This is a genomic window from Frisingicoccus caecimuris, from assembly GCF_004340975.1.
GTDB lineage: Bacteria > Bacillota > Clostridia > Lachnospirales > Lachnospiraceae > Frisingicoccus > Frisingicoccus caecimuris.
The window spans coordinates 34,743-49,375 of sequence record NZ_SLXA01000002.1; the positions used below are offsets into that span (position 1 = coordinate 34,743).

The following is a 14,633-nucleotide window of genomic DNA, read 5'->3' on the forward strand; positions in this document are numbered from 1 at the left end:
CAATTGTGTAATATGACACATTTTATCAGGATTTTCTACCAACAACTGTATCAATCGTTACGGCAATGATAATCAGCGCACCCATTACAATCTGCTGATATGTGGATGGCAATGTCAAAGCTGTCATTGCATAATTGATCAGACCAATGATCAGACCGCCGACTACAACGCCTGGAATCTTACCTTTACCGCCCATAAAGCTTGTACCGCCGATAATGGATGCAGCGATGGCATAGGTTTCAAAACCTGTTCCGGCTGCCGGTTCTGCAGCGCCTACACGACCCAGAAGTACAACACCAGCCAGACCGGCGCATGTTCCGGAAATCATAAATACGATCAAACGGTGAAGGTTTACATTGATACCTGAATACCAGGCCGCATCAATATTTCCACCCAATGCGTAAATATTACGTCCGACTTTGCATTTTGTCGTAACAAACCAGAGAATAACAGCCGCGATTAAAGCAATGATGACCGGAATCGGAATACCAACAACGCTTCCACTCATCAGTGATGTAAAGGAAACCGGAAATCCATATACGGAACGGGAATTGGATAATACAAGGGTTATGCCCCGGAAGATCGACTGAGTACCCAATGTAATGATAAACGGATGAAGTCCTGTCTTATTAACAAGCATACCATTGATAAATCCAAAACCTGTACCAATAAGAATACCAGCCAGAATAGCCAGAGGTACCGGAACACCAACAATCATCATCTTCGCGGTAAAAAGCCCGGTCAATGCTGCCACAGAACCTACGGACAAATCAATACCTGCTATCAGGATGGCGAAGAACTCACCAAGGGCCAAAAGGATATTAACCGAACTCTGTTTCAAAATCTGCGGCACGCTGCTCGCACTAAATACACTGCTTGGCCTAATCACAGCCAGAATAACTAATAACAAAACAAAGATACCAATAGTACCAAATTTCTGCCACGCTTCGCCGAATGACATTTTTTTCTTTGCATTATTTTCGCTCATCGTTTCAATCTCCTTTTTCTATTCGCCTGTGGATGTTTTTACAATCTTCTCTTCGGTCGCTTCCGAGTTTTTGAAAATTCCACGGATTTCACCTTCACGGAAAACGGCTATCGTATCGCATACGGAAAGCAATTCCGGAAGTTCGGACGATACAACCAGTACCCCCTTGCCCTCATTGGCAAGTTTACGCATAAGAACGTATATTTCGCTCTTACTGCCCACGTCAATACCCTTTGTCGGCTCGTCGAAAATAATCAGTTTACTTTCTGCCGCCAGCCATTTACCAAGGATGACCTTCTGCTGATTACCACCAGACAGCTCCGTGATATTCTGGTTAATATCCCGCATCTTTACACGAATATCTGCGCACTGCTGATTCGCATAATTCAATTCTTCTTTGTCATTGACCAGACCAATGACGCCATTTCCTTTTGATTCCTTAATATACGGCACAATAGAAATATTCTGTTTAATATCAAAATTATCCAGGAAACCGGTCTCACGGCGGTTTTCTGTAACCATACCAAGACCGCTCTTGATGGCTTCATATGGATTATCGATCTTCAGTTCTCTGCCTTCCATAAAAATCTGGCCCTCAGACTTCGGCTCCGCACCAAAAATCGCATTCATCAATTCACTTCGCCCCGAACCAACCAGGCCGGCAAAGCCAAGAATCTCACCTTTATGAAGCTGGAAAGATACATTCTTTACCTTCTGGTCTTTTCTGGAAATATTTTTCACTTCAAAGAACACGGGTTTGTCTGAAAAATCATGACATTCTTCATTCAGGTAGGTTCCCTGAATCTTACGTCCAACCATCATGGCTACCAGATCATCGACCTCAACGTCGGCCACATCCCGGGTTCCGACATAAGTCCCATCTTTCAATACGGTCACCCGATCGCCGATTTCTTTGATTTCTTTCATCTTATGACTGATATAGACAATCCCCTTTCCCTCAGCCTTTAACTGACGGATAATTTTAAACAGGTGCTCTGTCTCCGAAGTTGTCAAAGATGTGGTCGGCTCATCCATGATGATGACATCAGCCTTTGAAGCCAGTGCTTTTGCAATCTCGACCTGCTGTTTCTCTGAAATACTTATCTTTTCAACAAAAAGATTCGGGTCCCGGTGAACGCCGACCTTGCTCAAGACATCCGCTGCGATCTCCCGCATCTTTGCATAATCAACTACAGGAATGATACCTGCTTTCTTTGTCGGAAGTTTACCAACAAACAGATTTTCAAGAATTGACAGCTCATTGATAACACTCAATTCCTGATAAATAATGCTGATTCCCAAATCATAGGAATCCTGTGGTGTAAGTTTTGTATACTCTTTTCCTTTTACAGTAATTTTCCCTGACGTCGGTGTATAAACACCGCTGAGAATTTTCATTAGCGTGGATTTCCCTGCACCATTCTCCCCCAACAGGACATGCACTTCACCTGCATTAATCTCCAAAGAAATATTGTCAAGGGCTTTGACACCAGGAAATTCTTTGGTAATGCCTTCCATTTTGACTAATGTTTGCATAGAATCCTCCTTTTTCTTCATTTACGAGTTACCAATTTATGCCAGTTTAAATAAAGTCCGTTATTTAGGTTGTGCTCCTGACTTCCAGATGGATGGGAACCACATATTCCTTCTGTTCGATCGGCTCCTTACGAATCAGCTTAAGCAGCGCTTCTCCGGCCACAAGCGCCATCTGCTCCGTATCCTGAGCAACGGTTGTCATCGGAGGATTGCAGAACTCCGACAGGGAGACATTATCAAATCCGACGATCATCACCTGTCCTGGTACATTATACCCAGCCTCAGCCAGAGCATGTATCGTTCCCAGAGCCATCATATCATTTGTTGTAAAAACACCGTCAAAGCAACATCCCTTTTCGCCTAAAAACTCGGCAACTTTTTCTTTTGCTGATTTATAATCTGGTAAGATTGTAATTTCAAAATTCCCTTCACAGGTCTTTCCATATTCCGCCAACGCATCCAGAAATCCTCTGCGGCGCTGCTGAATCGTCGAGGCCATCCGATAATCCCGAATCAATAATGGCCTGGTGCAGCCTTTCTCGCACAATTCTTTTCCAGCCAGATATCCACCCTGATAATTGTCTGACTGGACAACAAATTCCGCATTCTTCGGAGACCGGTCAATGAATACCACCGGAACCCTCGGGTTTTTCACCAGTGAGCTGATAGCTTCCATACCTGAAACATAAATCAGTCCATCCACATTTTTGTCAAACATGTCCTGAATATGGCGCTCCTCCAGTTCAGGATCCTCATTGGAATCACAGATCAGAACTGAATAATTATATTTAATAAAAAAGATATCTAAAGTCCGGACGATCTTTGCAAAGAATTCATTTGTTATATCCGGAACAATGACCCCCACACTGTGGCTGCGCCGTGTTCGAAGACCGATGGCATTGACATTGGGGCGAAATCCACATTCCTTAATCGTGTGAAGAACTTTTTTCTCTGTTTCCTTTGAATAACCACCTAATTGATTGACAACTCTGGATACTGTGGCAGTGGAAACCCCGGCCGTCTTTGCCACATCAACAATCGATACCTTTTTCCCTTCCATTCTGCCACCTCTTTCTAACATTTGCGTAAAGGTTTACGTTTGATTTACATTTAGTATATAACCGCCTAACAATACTGTCAACGGCTTTTAAGTTTTTCTACAAAAACGGCAATATTTTATGTATTTTTTTGTGCATATATTACATAACACATCCGAACTTTCCCAAATTTTATCGTGTTATTTTAATAAGTAAACGTTTAATCTTTAACAAATAAAAAAACTGCCCTACCCCTCCGGATATCTATCCGGTTTCAGGTATGACAGTTTTCATGTGAAACGCAGTTACGCGCTGCTATTCTTATTTTGCCTGAATATAGCCTTTTGCAGTCAGCAGCTCGGCGCAGAGAATGGCACCGCCGGCAGCGCCACGAATCGTGTTGTGGGACAGGCCAACAAATTTATAATCATAGACCGTATCCTCACGCAGACGTCCTACAGAAATGCCCATGCCGTTTTCATAATCCACATCCAGCCCGACCTGAGGACGGTTGTCCTCCTCCAGATACTGAATGAACTGCCCAGGCGCACTTGGCAGATTTAATTCCTGAGGCAGACCACTGAAGCTCTTTAATCTGGCAATAAGCTCTTCTTTGGTCGGTTTCTTTGCAAATTTAACGAATACAGCCGCCGTATGTCCGTTTAAGATCGGCACACGAATACACTGGGTCGTGATAACGGGGCTTTCAGCCTTCACGATGACGCCGTCTTTCACTTTGCCCCAGAGACGCAGCGGTTCCTGCTCGCTCTTTTCTTCTTCACCACCGATATAGGGTATAATATTTCCTACCATTTCCGGCCAGTCTTTAAATGTCTTTCCGGCGCCGGAAATGGCCTGATAGGTCGTAGCCACGACTTCCGTCGGCTCAAATTCTTTCCATGCAGTGAGTACCGGTGCATAACTCTGAATAGAACAGTTCGGTTTTACGGCCACAAAGCCCCTGGTTGTACCGAGACGTTTTTTCTGATGTTCGATCACTTCAAAATGCTCCGGATTAATCTCCGGTACGACCATCGGTACATCCGGCGTCCAGCGATGGGCGCTGTTATTGGAAACAACTGGTGTCTCCGTCTTTGCGTAGGCATCTTCAATCGCACGAATTTCTTCTTTTGTCATATCTACAGCGCTGAAAACAAAATCCACTTCAGCCGCAACTTTTTCTACTTCATTGACATTCATGACCATTAATTTCTTAACGCCTTCCGGCATCGGTGTGGTCATTTTCCAGCGGTCCCCCACCGCTTCCTCATAAGTTTTTCCTGCGGAACGCGGGCTTGCTGCAACAGCGACAACTTCATACCACGGATGATTTTCAAGAAGAGAAATAAATCTCTGTCCGACCATTCCAGTTGCTCCAAGAATCCCCACTCTCAATTTCTGTTCCATTGTAAAATCTCCTTTGCTCTGATGTCCGTCCAGTAAACACATTTGTGTGTACTCGAACCATGTTACACGATATTGTATGAAAAAGCAAGTATTTTTTTATACTTTCCGATAAAATTGCCCGGAACTGGTCAGATAATAAACCGAATCATCATCCAGGCAATAAAAGGCCATTTTACCGCCGAAAGCATAACCGCAGTCCAGACCGATACGATTCTCATCCCGCCAAACTTCCGTGGAATCCAGCGGTTCGCCTCTGTCATCCCGAATGATCAGAGAAAAAGTATGCCCGAAAAATACCCGAACCTCTGGATCTTTTAATGGAAGCGGCCGCCCGTAAAAGGCCTTTTGCTCCCATAACATTTTAAAGGGCTGCTGCTGCTTCATCAACTCTTCCAGAGAATGATATCGAATCCCCTCTGTAAAAACACCGGCATGGACCAGTATATTTTTTCCGAGAATCTTATACATTGGCCGCTCCCGAAGATAATCAACTATCGCCTTCTGCTCCTTCTCTAAAAGTTCCATATACTGGATATAAGTTTCCCGCCCACCATGTTCCAGCCAAAATCGCCGCACTTCCCTATCGGAAAGGGAACTTGTATTTACATCCACATTCCACAAGAATCCCTGTTCATGATTTCCCATAAGAAGTTCCATATTCGGTTGTTCCATAATAAATTGAAGCAGCGGAACCGGCTCTTCTCCCCGATCGACCGCATCGCCGATAATATAAAGAAAATCTTCGGGGCCAAAGTGAATATAGTCCAACATTTGTTTAAATTGTTTGAAACATCCGTGAATATCCGACGTCAGATAAATCATTTTATTCGCCCCGCTTTCCCTTGCAACCGATATAATATTAACGCAAAAAATTCTCTCACATAATAGTTCCATAACAACACAGGTTCGGAGGATGCCGCCAGCCCCGAGACATGCGCCATCCCAAGCCGTCTGGCTGTCTCCATTGCCCGGAACAGATGAAATCCGTTGGTCACAATAACATAACTGCTTTCCCGTCCCCCAAAGACCATTGAGTACAAAAGATTTTCCCTCGTACTCGCCGATACTTCCTCTGTCAATATCCGCTCTCTGTCAATGCCCATCTGCATCAGCGTTTCACGGATACACGCCGCCTCTGTTATATTTTCCCCAGGTCCCCGTCCGCCGGAGGCAATAATCTTTGCTTCAGGATTCTCTTTTAAGTATACTGCCCCGGCTTGAATCCGCCGCAGTAATGAACGGGATGGCTGTGTTCCCTTGACCTGTGCGCCGAGAATGATCACATAATCGGCTCCGGTCTCAGGCCTTGCATGAGCCATATGCATCAGCTCGAATTCCTGAAAAATAAAATAAACGACTCCGATACCCATCGGAACCTTAAGCCAGGACAGCAATTTCCCCGGCAGAGCCGTCAATGCCATGAAAAAAACGCCTGTCAGCAGCCAGAATTTTGAGAATGTTGTTCGCATTCCCGCATATGATATGATAAGGGCATAATAGAGCAGGTGAAGAACGCCTGCTGTTTTTAATATCTTCTTCATTTTCAGCTCCATTGTATTAGAAAGGAATGACTCCATGAAATCTTCGAAACAGGTTCAAATTGTGCGTCAGGCTTTACTCCTCCGTGAGAAAAACCAGTACACTCAATCCAGTCGCCGTTTACTGGTCGACAAAGGTTACAGCGACTGTTCTTCCTTTGTCTGGTGGATTTATCTTTCAACATTAAAAATTGATATCGGAATGGACACCCCGGAACAGATACTGTCTCTTAAAGGGTTGGATGTGGATTTTGGTGATATGGATACGCCTGACGCTGCCCGTTTGAAACCCGGAGACCTGCTTTTCTTTAAAGGCACCGATACTTCCCGACCCTTCCAGGTAGGACATGTGGAAATGTATCTTGGTCAGAAAAAGCTCATCGGCCATAATGACAACGGCCATCCCGGACCGACCGTTAAAAATCTGGACACCTTCTGCCGGGAACGCGCCAATGCGGGACGTACTTATATCAAAACCCGTCGCTTTCTATTTTAATAATTTTTCAGGTCAAAGTAAATAATATCTTTATTTTTTAACAAAAATACTATATAATACTAACTATATGTGATTAAAAAACAGGAAGGTGATTTTATGAAGATCGGTAAATTTTTTAAATTTGTCATTAAAACATTGACCGCTGCCATTGCCGTTGGAAGTATCATCTATATCATTAAAGATATCATGGATAAAAAAGCTTCTGATAATTTCGATGACACCTGGGATGATGATTTAGACGAGGATTTTGACGATATGTTTGACGATGAGGATTCCGAAGATGTCACCAGCACTCGTGAATATGTAAAAATGGATCCTTCTAAAATGTCTGCCGAAACCTGTGAAGAATAATGAGGTGAAAATATGAGTGAATCAACAAAACGTGCTACAGAAGAAAAAATTTCATGGGAAGAATTACAGCAGATGATGGATGAGAACACCATTCTTTCTGTTCAGATCAAAGGCGTTGTCAACGCCGGCGTCATCGCTTATGTTCAGGATGTCCGCGGATTTATTCCGGCTTCCCAGCTTTCCACAAGCTATGTCGAAGATTTAAATGAATGGCTGAACAAAACCATCGATGTTAAGATCATTACCGTAGATGCCGAACAAAAACGTCTCGTTTTATCCGGTCGTGCTGCTCAGCAGGAAAAGGTTGCTGCTGAAAGAGCGGCGCAGATTGAAGCTATTTCTGTTGGTGATATCTTTGAAGGAACCGTTGAAAAAATCACTTCCTACGGTGCTTTCATCCGGCTTGAAAACAATTTGAGTGGTCTGGTACACATCTCTCAGATGAGCACCAAACGCATCAAAACGCCAAACGATGTTGTAGCTGTCGGCGATACTGTAAAAGTAAAAGTTATCCAGAAAAAAGAAGGCAAGCTCAGCCTCAGCATGAAAGCTCTGCTGACAGATGACACTGCTGAACCAAGATATGAAAGAGAATCCGTGCATTTCAAATCTGAAGGCGATGCGGCTACAAATCTTGGCGCTTTACTCGCCGGTATCAAACTGGATTAAATAAAAGAATCAACAAAGGGCAGCTGCTCAGCTAAAAACATTTAGCCGATGAAGCCGCCCTTTTTTCTTTTGTGTATACCCTTATTATCTGCCGCGTTTTCTTCCTTCGCTCAAAAAATGTTTGAACTTTTCCACCGAATCATTCAAAAGCAATTCTTCCGGAAAACCTGCTTCTTCAGCCACCTGGACAGCCTGGGTCAAATCTCCCACCATAAAACTGGCATGCGCATCCGTTGCCATGACCACAGGTACCTCATATTTCTTACACAAGCCCAGAATGACCCGGTCATTTTCACGGGCGTTGGTCCGGGAATTTAAAGGACTCATGGAATTGTTGTTCAATTCCACAATCTTCCCGTATTTCTTCGCCTCAACAATGACTTTCTCATAATCCAGTGGATAGCGTCCGTCGTCCGGATGCCCCAGAATATCCACATAAGGGTTATGAATAACGCCCAACATGGCCGCCGTATTCTCCTCTGTGGACCCCGGTGTTATGCAGGGTGGATGGAGGCTTGCGATTCGAAGGTCTGTGCAATCCATATACCGCTCCGGCAAGTCTACCCGGCCCGTGTAATCCATAATATTTAATTCCACGCCAAACATCAACTCCAGGCCTTTCTGAAATCTCGGCAATATTTTTAAATTATAAAAGTAAAAATCTTTACAGCTTCCCGGCATAGCCGGCGCATGCTCCGTGATTGCCAGAAGTTTCAGACCTTTTTCCACTGCCGCATCGATCATTTCCGTAATCGTATTATAGGCATGACCGCTGGCCAGTGTGTGGGTGTGAGTATCCAACTCTATCTTCATAATGTCCCTTCCTTTACTCGATTTTCAAAATAAATAAATTGATCAATAGCATCCAGAATATCTTTAAACGTATCCCTCGGCGCCGTATCAATGTAGGCTTTTAAAATCTCATTTTCCCTTTTCTTATAACGGCCATAAAAAATATCGTAAAGATTATGTCCTCGCATATATATTTTGAATTCTTCCATATGCTCGCGGATATCCTCCGGACGTTGGATATCGAGGCCGGTCGCCTCAGTAAAATGCCTGCCGCTCTTTAAACGGTAAAGATATTCTTTCCACTTATCATACAGTATATCATAAAATTCTCCCACGCTGTCCAAAATTCCAATTTTTACCATGATATCCGGATTTAAAAAATAATTTTCAAAAGAATAGTATTTTAAAATAAGAACATTTCGCCGGGTCACCTTCGGCATCCTGTCCACATCCGTTACCCGGCATCTGTCATAATATCGGCAGAGCTGATTTGCCAGCACCTCCGGATCTTTACCGTCTCCGTCCCGGATCATAAGAAACTGGTCTTTCAGGTAAAGCTTGTTCATATATTTTAAATTCGCATAGGTTTTAATATTCGTACAACTATTCGTTGTGATGATCGCCATTCGATAAGGTTTCCCTTCCTCATCCAATATTTCGGAATAGTATTTATCCAGTAAAAGCGGCAGCCGACTTTTGTCCTGCTTTCCTTCAACAATAAAAACAAAATTGACGTTCATCAGATCATTGGCCGTATAGCCCAGATCGTCGAGAATCTCATCTACATCCTCCGGCTTTTTCGCCGTTGAATACCACTCCTTATCCAAAACAATCTGACGAATCTGATTTGAGGTAAAGTTAAACAGCATATTCGGCGAATGGGTCGTAAAAATGACCTGATTCGTTTTGGACAGACGATACAAAATTTCCCCGGCAACCTTTTGAAGTCTCGGATGAAGGAATATTTCCGGATCTTCCATCAGAATAATGCATGAAAGCCGTTTTCCTCCATACATATAGGCCTCCAGCAGCGATAAAATATAAATGCAGCGCATGCCTGTCCCCATCTGTGACAAAGGCATTTCCACATCCCGCTCCCGATTCCGCACAAAACCACTGACCTTACATATATCCGCCATATTTTCTGCCATATAATAATAGATATCTTCACTCTGGCCGCCGTTTTTGTGAAAGTAATCATTAACGCTCCGAGCAAAACGATTAAAATTTCCCTGATAAAGTTTATATTCAAACAACCGGGCCGTCTCCAATACATTCAAATCAGCCGGCGTCTTCTGTTCAATCTTTCCGATACAATGAAAACAATGACGGCATTCCTTTCCTCCATCAAAAAGACAGCGGCCATCCCGAAGCCGTCCGGTCCATTCGCCCTCCTGGCATAAAAAAATATCATCCTGAATATCCTGAAAGTGACGCATACTGTCAATATAATAGAATTTGGGAACTACCTGGGCAATATAAACATTATTTTTCCGAATACCATCACTGTATCGCCGTTTTCCATTCCTATTGACAGTCAGCCGAAAACGAAGCAGCCCTGTCGTCTCATCGTAAGAAGGCAGCCGATTTTTAAATTCCCGGAGCCACAGATCATAACGTTTATAATTGCTGACGATACTATCCTCGTTAAACATATGCAGATCCTCATCGTCCAACTGCAAGTCCACATCAATCTCAATGTTTCCCCCATCCACATTAAAATCATTTTCATCAATCCGATATGTATCATCCAAAATACGCAGAGCATCCAGAATGATTGTCTTTCCCGTATTATTTTTCCCAACCAGAATCAGAACATTTTCAATATCTTCAATCTCCATATCCCGAATCGATTTAAAATCTTGAATCCGAAGTCGATTTAATCGCATACAATCCCCCCTGTCTATCGAACGCGCCCGGGCGCAGGAGGAATTTTCCCCTGTGTAAAAGCGCCCGGTGCCAATGCTTTATCATTTTGAGAACTGAGTCGTTACAAGTGCATCATAATCCACCCGTTGTTCAAGAACTCCAGCTTCCTCCAGAATATTTTGCAGGAGTTCAAAAGCCTCCTCTGTAAAAATAGTATCCGTTTTCCAGGTATCCTGGCTATGATATCTTTCCACGATTGTTTTCAGCGTATCATCATCGGTTTCTTCAAACTGTGGCTGAATGACTTTCGCAATTTCCTCGCTGCTGTGGCTGTTCACATAGTCCAGTCCCTTTTGGATACCCCGGGTAAAGCTTTGGATGATCTCCGGATGTTCCTTCATATAAGAACCAAGGGCGGAGAAACAGGTATACGGCACATAGCCCGAATCCACACCAAGAGATGCGATAACATAGCCGGAACCGTCTTTTTCAATGCCTGTCGCATGAGGTTCAAATTCCACTGTATAATCTCCGGTGCCTCCGACGAAAGCCTCTGCTGTCACGCCAAAATCAATATTCTGGATAATGGTCAGATCCGTTGTCGGGTCTATACCATTCATCTTCAGAATATACTCAAAAACCATCTGCGGCATACCGCCTTACGCCACCATTACAATGTAAATAATCGTTCGATAATTGTTCAGAAGTCATTTGAGTCGGCAAATCCGGCAGATATTGATGCATCAATACCGTAATCTCTTCTTTTGTTTTCACAATATTGTAAGGTTTCAGCGAATTATCCATATCTTCCAAAATTCCCAATTCTTTCATCAGATTGATATAAGGCAAGATACTTTGTTTCGTTTTCTTAAATCCCAATGCTGTGATATGTTCTGACAAATATTTTGCAGATGTATATCCACGTTCCTCTTCTATAATCAACTTCATTACAAGAGCGATTACGGTATTTTCCCGGCGATTCATCTCATCAGCAGGACTGTAATTAATTAAATCAGACAAACCATATTTTAAAGTGATTTCCGGCATTCCCTCTTTATCTACGTCTATTCTCTCAATCAACAGTTCAATATCTCTTCGGTCAAGAGTTCCACCTGCAATGATTTTATCAACTACATCCAATGCGTTTCTCAATTTGTCCTTTACATCCGGCGTTTCTATAGTAGTTTCATTCAGTTCTTTTTCCTGCATCTCCAAACCATGAATCTGCGCCAGTAGATCCTTTTGCATGGAATCATAGGTTTCATGGATCAAATCCTCATTTTCAGATGCTATGGATAAATCTTTTATTTTTTGTGTTAAAAGTACCTTTAGTTGATTTTTTCGGTTTTGAATTTCTTCCTGAATGTCCTGTCGTTTTTCTGCCAGCGTTTTCTTTTCTGCCTCAAAGTCCCTCATATCATATGTGGAAATTACTTCACAAAGCGCTTCTCTGCATAGTTTAATATAATTCAGCACATCTTCCATCAAATCATGTTCCTCAATCAGATGCGCTTTCTCACAATACCGCCTGCCTTTCGTATTATAGGTAGTACAAATATAATATTTTCTTTCTCTTCTGGATGTTTGACGCTTAATCGGTGTCAAACGACTTCCACAATCTTTACAAAACAAACAGCTTCCAAAAGGATTGGGAATTTCTGAACCGATCCATTCCCCCCTGCTTCCACGATAATTTGTGCGATTACGCTTTTCCTTTAATTCCTGTACAAGAGAAAAAGTGGCTTTATCAATAATTGCCGGATGATGATCTTCAAAAATACACTGTTCTTCTTTTGGAACACGTTTATCCTTTCCATGTACTGTATTTCTGGCACGTTTTCGCAAACGAAAAGTTCCAATGTAAAAATCATTATCTAATAATTCCTTCACCATGCTGTCAGACCAAATGGCTGCAACTTTCTTTTTGCTTATGCGACCTTCTTCAATTTCTCGTTCTCGCTGTACCATAGAAGGCGTTGGGATACCCTGGTCGGTCAAATAATTTGCTATTTTGCGATAACCGGATCCGGAGATATAAAGATCGTAAACCATTTTGATAAATTCTGCCTCTTTGGGAACGATTTTGATGATACTTTTGTCTTTCGTATCCCGACAATATCCGAAAGGTGGTTTTGTCATAAGAGTGCCTTCTTTTTGTCTAGCTCCGATCGCTCTTTTGATTTTCTTACTGGTATCTTTTACATAACGCTCATTGAACCATGTTTTAATTCCAATGGTGTCGTCGCTGGAATCGAAAGAATCATAATTATCATCAATGACAATGAGATGTTTTCCCCGTTCCTGAAATTCATCCAAAAGCAAAAGAACCTTCGCATTATGTCTGCCAAGACGAGAGAAATCTTTCACATATACGGTATCAATATCTTTATCCAGATCAGCCATCAACTGCCTAAATCCCGGTCTGTCAAAAATATAACCTGACACTCCGTCATCTTCATACCATCGATCAATAACCATTCCATGGTCAGATGCATACTGATTGATAATTAACTTCTGATTTTCTATAGAAACATAATTTCGCTTATCGTCATCTCTTGAAAGACGCACATAACCTGCATTCATACTCTTACCCTTTCTGAAATATTTATCATAGAATAATGTAATATAATTATATATTAAAAAATCATTTTCGTAAACGGAGTCTCATATAAACTTTATATACAATTTTCGATCATCCACATAACCACTGTACTTTCGGACCTTTTGAAGTATATCGAAACACTCATTTTACCACGAATTTACCACGATTGAATGAGCCTTGATATATAAAACAGCACTAAAAAGCAGTCAGTCGTAAAGACCAACTGCTTTGTGTGTATGGATATTAAATTTTGTTAGAATCTATTAGTGCCCTAAATCTTAAATACTAATATAGCTTTATCTGTTCCGACCATAGACATAGTTACTAATTTATATCCTTTGTTCAGCATTTCCTCTCCTTATTTGATTTTAGAGCAAATAGAATTTACTATTGTTTCTTTTCTTCTTTTTTTCTTCTTTTTTTATTCTTTCTATCCCACCAAGTACCTGCTAATGAACAACTTCCGCCCATAACTATAAAGCCAATCATAATAAGCCAAAATTCCATGATTTTCCCTCCGTTTTAATTTGTTAAATACTGACAAATAAAAATTACAACAAAACATATAATAAGTGCGATTGCACCTGCAATGAATGCAAATATGATTTTTTGATAATTTCTTTTTCCTATTTCTTGTTGTGTTTCATCATGCGTTAATTGTTTTTCGTCAATAAATGCCAAAATTTCTTTATAGGTTTGAATATCATATCTCTTTTTGAATTTTTCAATCTTACATGCCGTATAGAGCGTTATTGCGAACAAGCATAACCAGATAACAATTCCTATATTTCCCTTAATACTAAATAAAGGATAGGCACTTACGGCTACAACTATTAATTCAATTAGGAAAACTACACTTATCACATTAAACTTTTTAATTGTTGCTTTTTCTACAATTTCCCTCATCTCCTTTATATCTTCTTTTATAAAATTATCTAAAGACACATTGAAGATATTAGATAAAGTAATTAAACTTTTAATATCTGGACAACTTTTATTTGTTTCCCAATTAGAAATTGTTTGTCTTGAAACAAATATTTTAAGAGCCAGCTCTTCTTGAGAAATTTTTTGTTGTTCCCTAAATTTCTTGATTTGTAATCCAATATCCATCTTGAATCTTCTCCTTTATTGTATCTGAATATAGCTATTTTGTCTGTCAAAAGCCTTTGACATTGCCCTTTTTCCCTTGTCAAAATAGTTTTACATGGTTTAGAATAGAACTTTTCAACTAATTATACTTGGTTTTATATATAAGTTACAAGAAAAATATGATCTTATATTTATTTTTTCGGTTGTTCTCTGTATCGGTTTACCCCTCGCATTTTCTTATGTACTTTCATCATGCGTT

The 14,633-nt window shown here is 41.4% G+C and carries 13 protein-coding genes and 1 pseudogene; 3 read left to right on the plus strand and 11 right to left on the minus strand.

The window, feature by feature from the left end; genetic code table 11:
• Positions 1 to 25 precede the first annotated feature (25 nt).
• The 6 genes from alsC to EV212_RS02560 all read right to left on the minus strand — a co-directional run bounded on the left by alsC (position 26) and on the right by EV212_RS02560 (position 6,509).
• Positions 26 to 988, minus strand: a complete 963-nt coding sequence (alsC, locus tag EV212_RS02535; protein WP_132088420.1) for a D-allose ABC transporter permease — start codon at positions 986 to 988, stop codon at positions 26 to 28.
• Between the two features lie 18 nt (positions 989 to 1,006).
• Entirely contained in the window at positions 1,007 to 2,524 is a 1,518-nt protein-coding gene (locus EV212_RS02540; RefSeq protein ID WP_132088423.1) for a sugar ABC transporter ATP-binding protein, read from the minus strand.
• A 64-nt stretch (positions 2,525 to 2,588) separates the two neighbouring features.
• Entirely contained in the window at positions 2,589 to 3,584 is a 996-nt protein-coding gene (locus EV212_RS02545) for a LacI family DNA-binding transcriptional regulator (RefSeq protein ID WP_132088426.1), read from the minus strand.
• Between the two features lie 298 nt (positions 3,585 to 3,882).
• Positions 3,883 to 4,968 (minus strand): aspartate-semialdehyde dehydrogenase, encoded by a 1,086-nt coding sequence (gene asd, locus EV212_RS02550; RefSeq protein WP_132088429.1) that lies wholly within the window; start codon positions 4,966 to 4,968, stop codon positions 3,883 to 3,885.
• 96 nt (positions 4,969 to 5,064) lie between these two features.
• Entirely contained in the window at positions 5,065 to 5,790 is a 726-nt protein-coding gene (locus EV212_RS02555; RefSeq protein ID WP_165873273.1) for a metallophosphoesterase, read from the minus strand.
• Positions 5,787 to 6,509: a YdcF family protein gene (locus EV212_RS02560; RefSeq protein ID WP_165873274.1), complete on the minus strand. Its 723-nt coding sequence runs from the start codon at positions 6,507 to 6,509 to the stop codon at positions 5,787 to 5,789. The genes EV212_RS02555 and EV212_RS02560 overlap by 4 nt, the downstream gene beginning before the upstream one ends.
• 34 nt (positions 6,510 to 6,543) lie before the next feature.
• Here EV212_RS02560 and EV212_RS02565 point away from each other — a divergent pair, with 34 nt between their 5' ends.
• The 3 genes from EV212_RS02565 to EV212_RS02575 all read left to right on the plus strand — a co-directional run bounded on the left by EV212_RS02565 (position 6,544) and on the right by EV212_RS02575 (position 8,022).
• Positions 6,544 to 7,002, plus strand: coding sequence for an NlpC/P60 family protein (locus EV212_RS02565; protein WP_132088439.1), 459 nt, complete (start codon positions 6,544 to 6,546; stop codon positions 7,000 to 7,002).
• Between the two features lie 96 nt (positions 7,003 to 7,098).
• Positions 7,099 to 7,353 carry a hypothetical protein gene (locus EV212_RS02570; protein WP_132088442.1) on the plus strand — a complete coding sequence of 85 codons (255 nt, stop codon included), beginning with the start codon at positions 7,099 to 7,101 and terminating at the stop codon, positions 7,351 to 7,353.
• A 12-nt stretch (positions 7,354 to 7,365) separates the two neighbouring features.
• On the plus strand, positions 7,366 to 8,022 hold the full coding sequence (locus EV212_RS02575; RefSeq protein WP_132088446.1) for a S1 RNA-binding domain-containing protein: 657 nt from the start codon (positions 7,366 to 7,368) through the stop codon (positions 8,020 to 8,022).
• Between the two features lie 84 nt (positions 8,023 to 8,106).
• Here the strand turns inward: EV212_RS02575 and EV212_RS02580 are convergent, their stop codons facing one another.
• The 5 genes and pseudogenes from EV212_RS02580 to EV212_RS02600 form a co-directional block, all read right to left on the minus strand.
• Positions 8,107 to 8,835 (minus strand): phosphatase, encoded by a 729-nt coding sequence (locus EV212_RS02580; protein ID WP_132088449.1) that lies wholly within the window; start codon positions 8,833 to 8,835, stop codon positions 8,107 to 8,109.
• Complete coding sequence (locus EV212_RS02585; RefSeq protein WP_132088452.1) at positions 8,832 to 10,703, minus strand: ATP-dependent nuclease; 1,872 nt, start codon at positions 10,701 to 10,703, stop codon at positions 8,832 to 8,834. Before EV212_RS02585 ends, EV212_RS02580 begins: the two co-directional genes overlap by 4 nt.
• 81 nt (positions 10,704 to 10,784) lie before the next feature.
• Positions 10,785 to 11,342, minus strand: a pseudogene (locus EV212_RS02590) (ABC transporter substrate-binding protein); the annotation flags it as partial.
• Positions 11,317 to 13,266, minus strand: a complete 1,950-nt coding sequence (locus tag EV212_RS02595; protein ID WP_132088456.1) for a recombinase family protein — start codon at positions 13,264 to 13,266, stop codon at positions 11,317 to 11,319. The gene EV212_RS02595 and the pseudogene EV212_RS02590, both read right to left, overlap by 26 nt.
• 541 nt (positions 13,267 to 13,807) lie before the next feature.
• Positions 13,808 to 14,395: a helix-turn-helix domain-containing protein gene (locus EV212_RS02600; RefSeq protein ID WP_132088459.1), complete on the minus strand. Its 588-nt coding sequence runs from the start codon at positions 14,393 to 14,395 to the stop codon at positions 13,808 to 13,810.
• Between the last annotated feature and the right edge of the window lie 238 nt (positions 14,396 to 14,633).

Bases quoted from the DNA above. Each gene is read 5' to 3' on its own strand.
- alsC (WP_132088420.1), bottom strand. From the start codon at position 988: ATGAGCGAAAATAATGCAAAGAAAAAAATGTCATTCGGCGAAGCGTGG.
- asd (WP_132088429.1), bottom strand. From the start codon at position 4,968: ATGGAACAGAAATTGAGAGTGGGGATTCTTGGAGCAACTGGAATGGTC.
- EV212_RS02545 (WP_132088426.1), bottom strand. From the start codon at position 3,584: ATGGAAGGGAAAAAGGTATCGATTGTTGATGTGGCAAAGACGGCCGGG.
- EV212_RS02570 (WP_132088442.1), top strand. From the start codon at position 7,099: ATGAAGATCGGTAAATTTTTTAAATTTGTCATTAAAACATTGACCGCT.
- EV212_RS02560 (WP_165873274.1), bottom strand. From the start codon at position 6,509: ATGAAGAAGATATTAAAAACAGCAGGCGTTCTTCACCTGCTCTATTAT.
- EV212_RS02585 (WP_132088452.1), bottom strand. From the start codon at position 10,703: ATGCGATTAAATCGACTTCGGATTCAAGATTTTAAATCGATTCGGGAT.
- EV212_RS02575 (WP_132088446.1), top strand. From the start codon at position 7,366: ATGAGTGAATCAACAAAACGTGCTACAGAAGAAAAAATTTCATGGGAA.
- EV212_RS02600 (WP_132088459.1), bottom strand. From the start codon at position 14,395: ATGGATATTGGATTACAAATCAAGAAATTTAGGGAACAACAAAAAATT.
- EV212_RS02565 (WP_132088439.1), top strand. From the start codon at position 6,544: ATGAAATCTTCGAAACAGGTTCAAATTGTGCGTCAGGCTTTACTCCTC.
- EV212_RS02580 (WP_132088449.1), bottom strand. From the start codon at position 8,835: ATGAAGATAGAGTTGGATACTCACACCCACACACTGGCCAGCGGTCAT.
- EV212_RS02555 (WP_165873273.1), bottom strand. From the start codon at position 5,790: ATGATTTATCTGACGTCGGATATTCACGGATGTTTCAAACAATTTAAA.
- EV212_RS02595 (WP_132088456.1), bottom strand. From the start codon at position 13,266: ATGAATGCAGGTTATGTGCGTCTTTCAAGAGATGACGATAAGCGAAAT.
- EV212_RS02540 (WP_132088423.1), bottom strand. From the start codon at position 2,524: ATGCAAACATTAGTCAAAATGGAAGGCATTACCAAAGAATTTCCTGGT.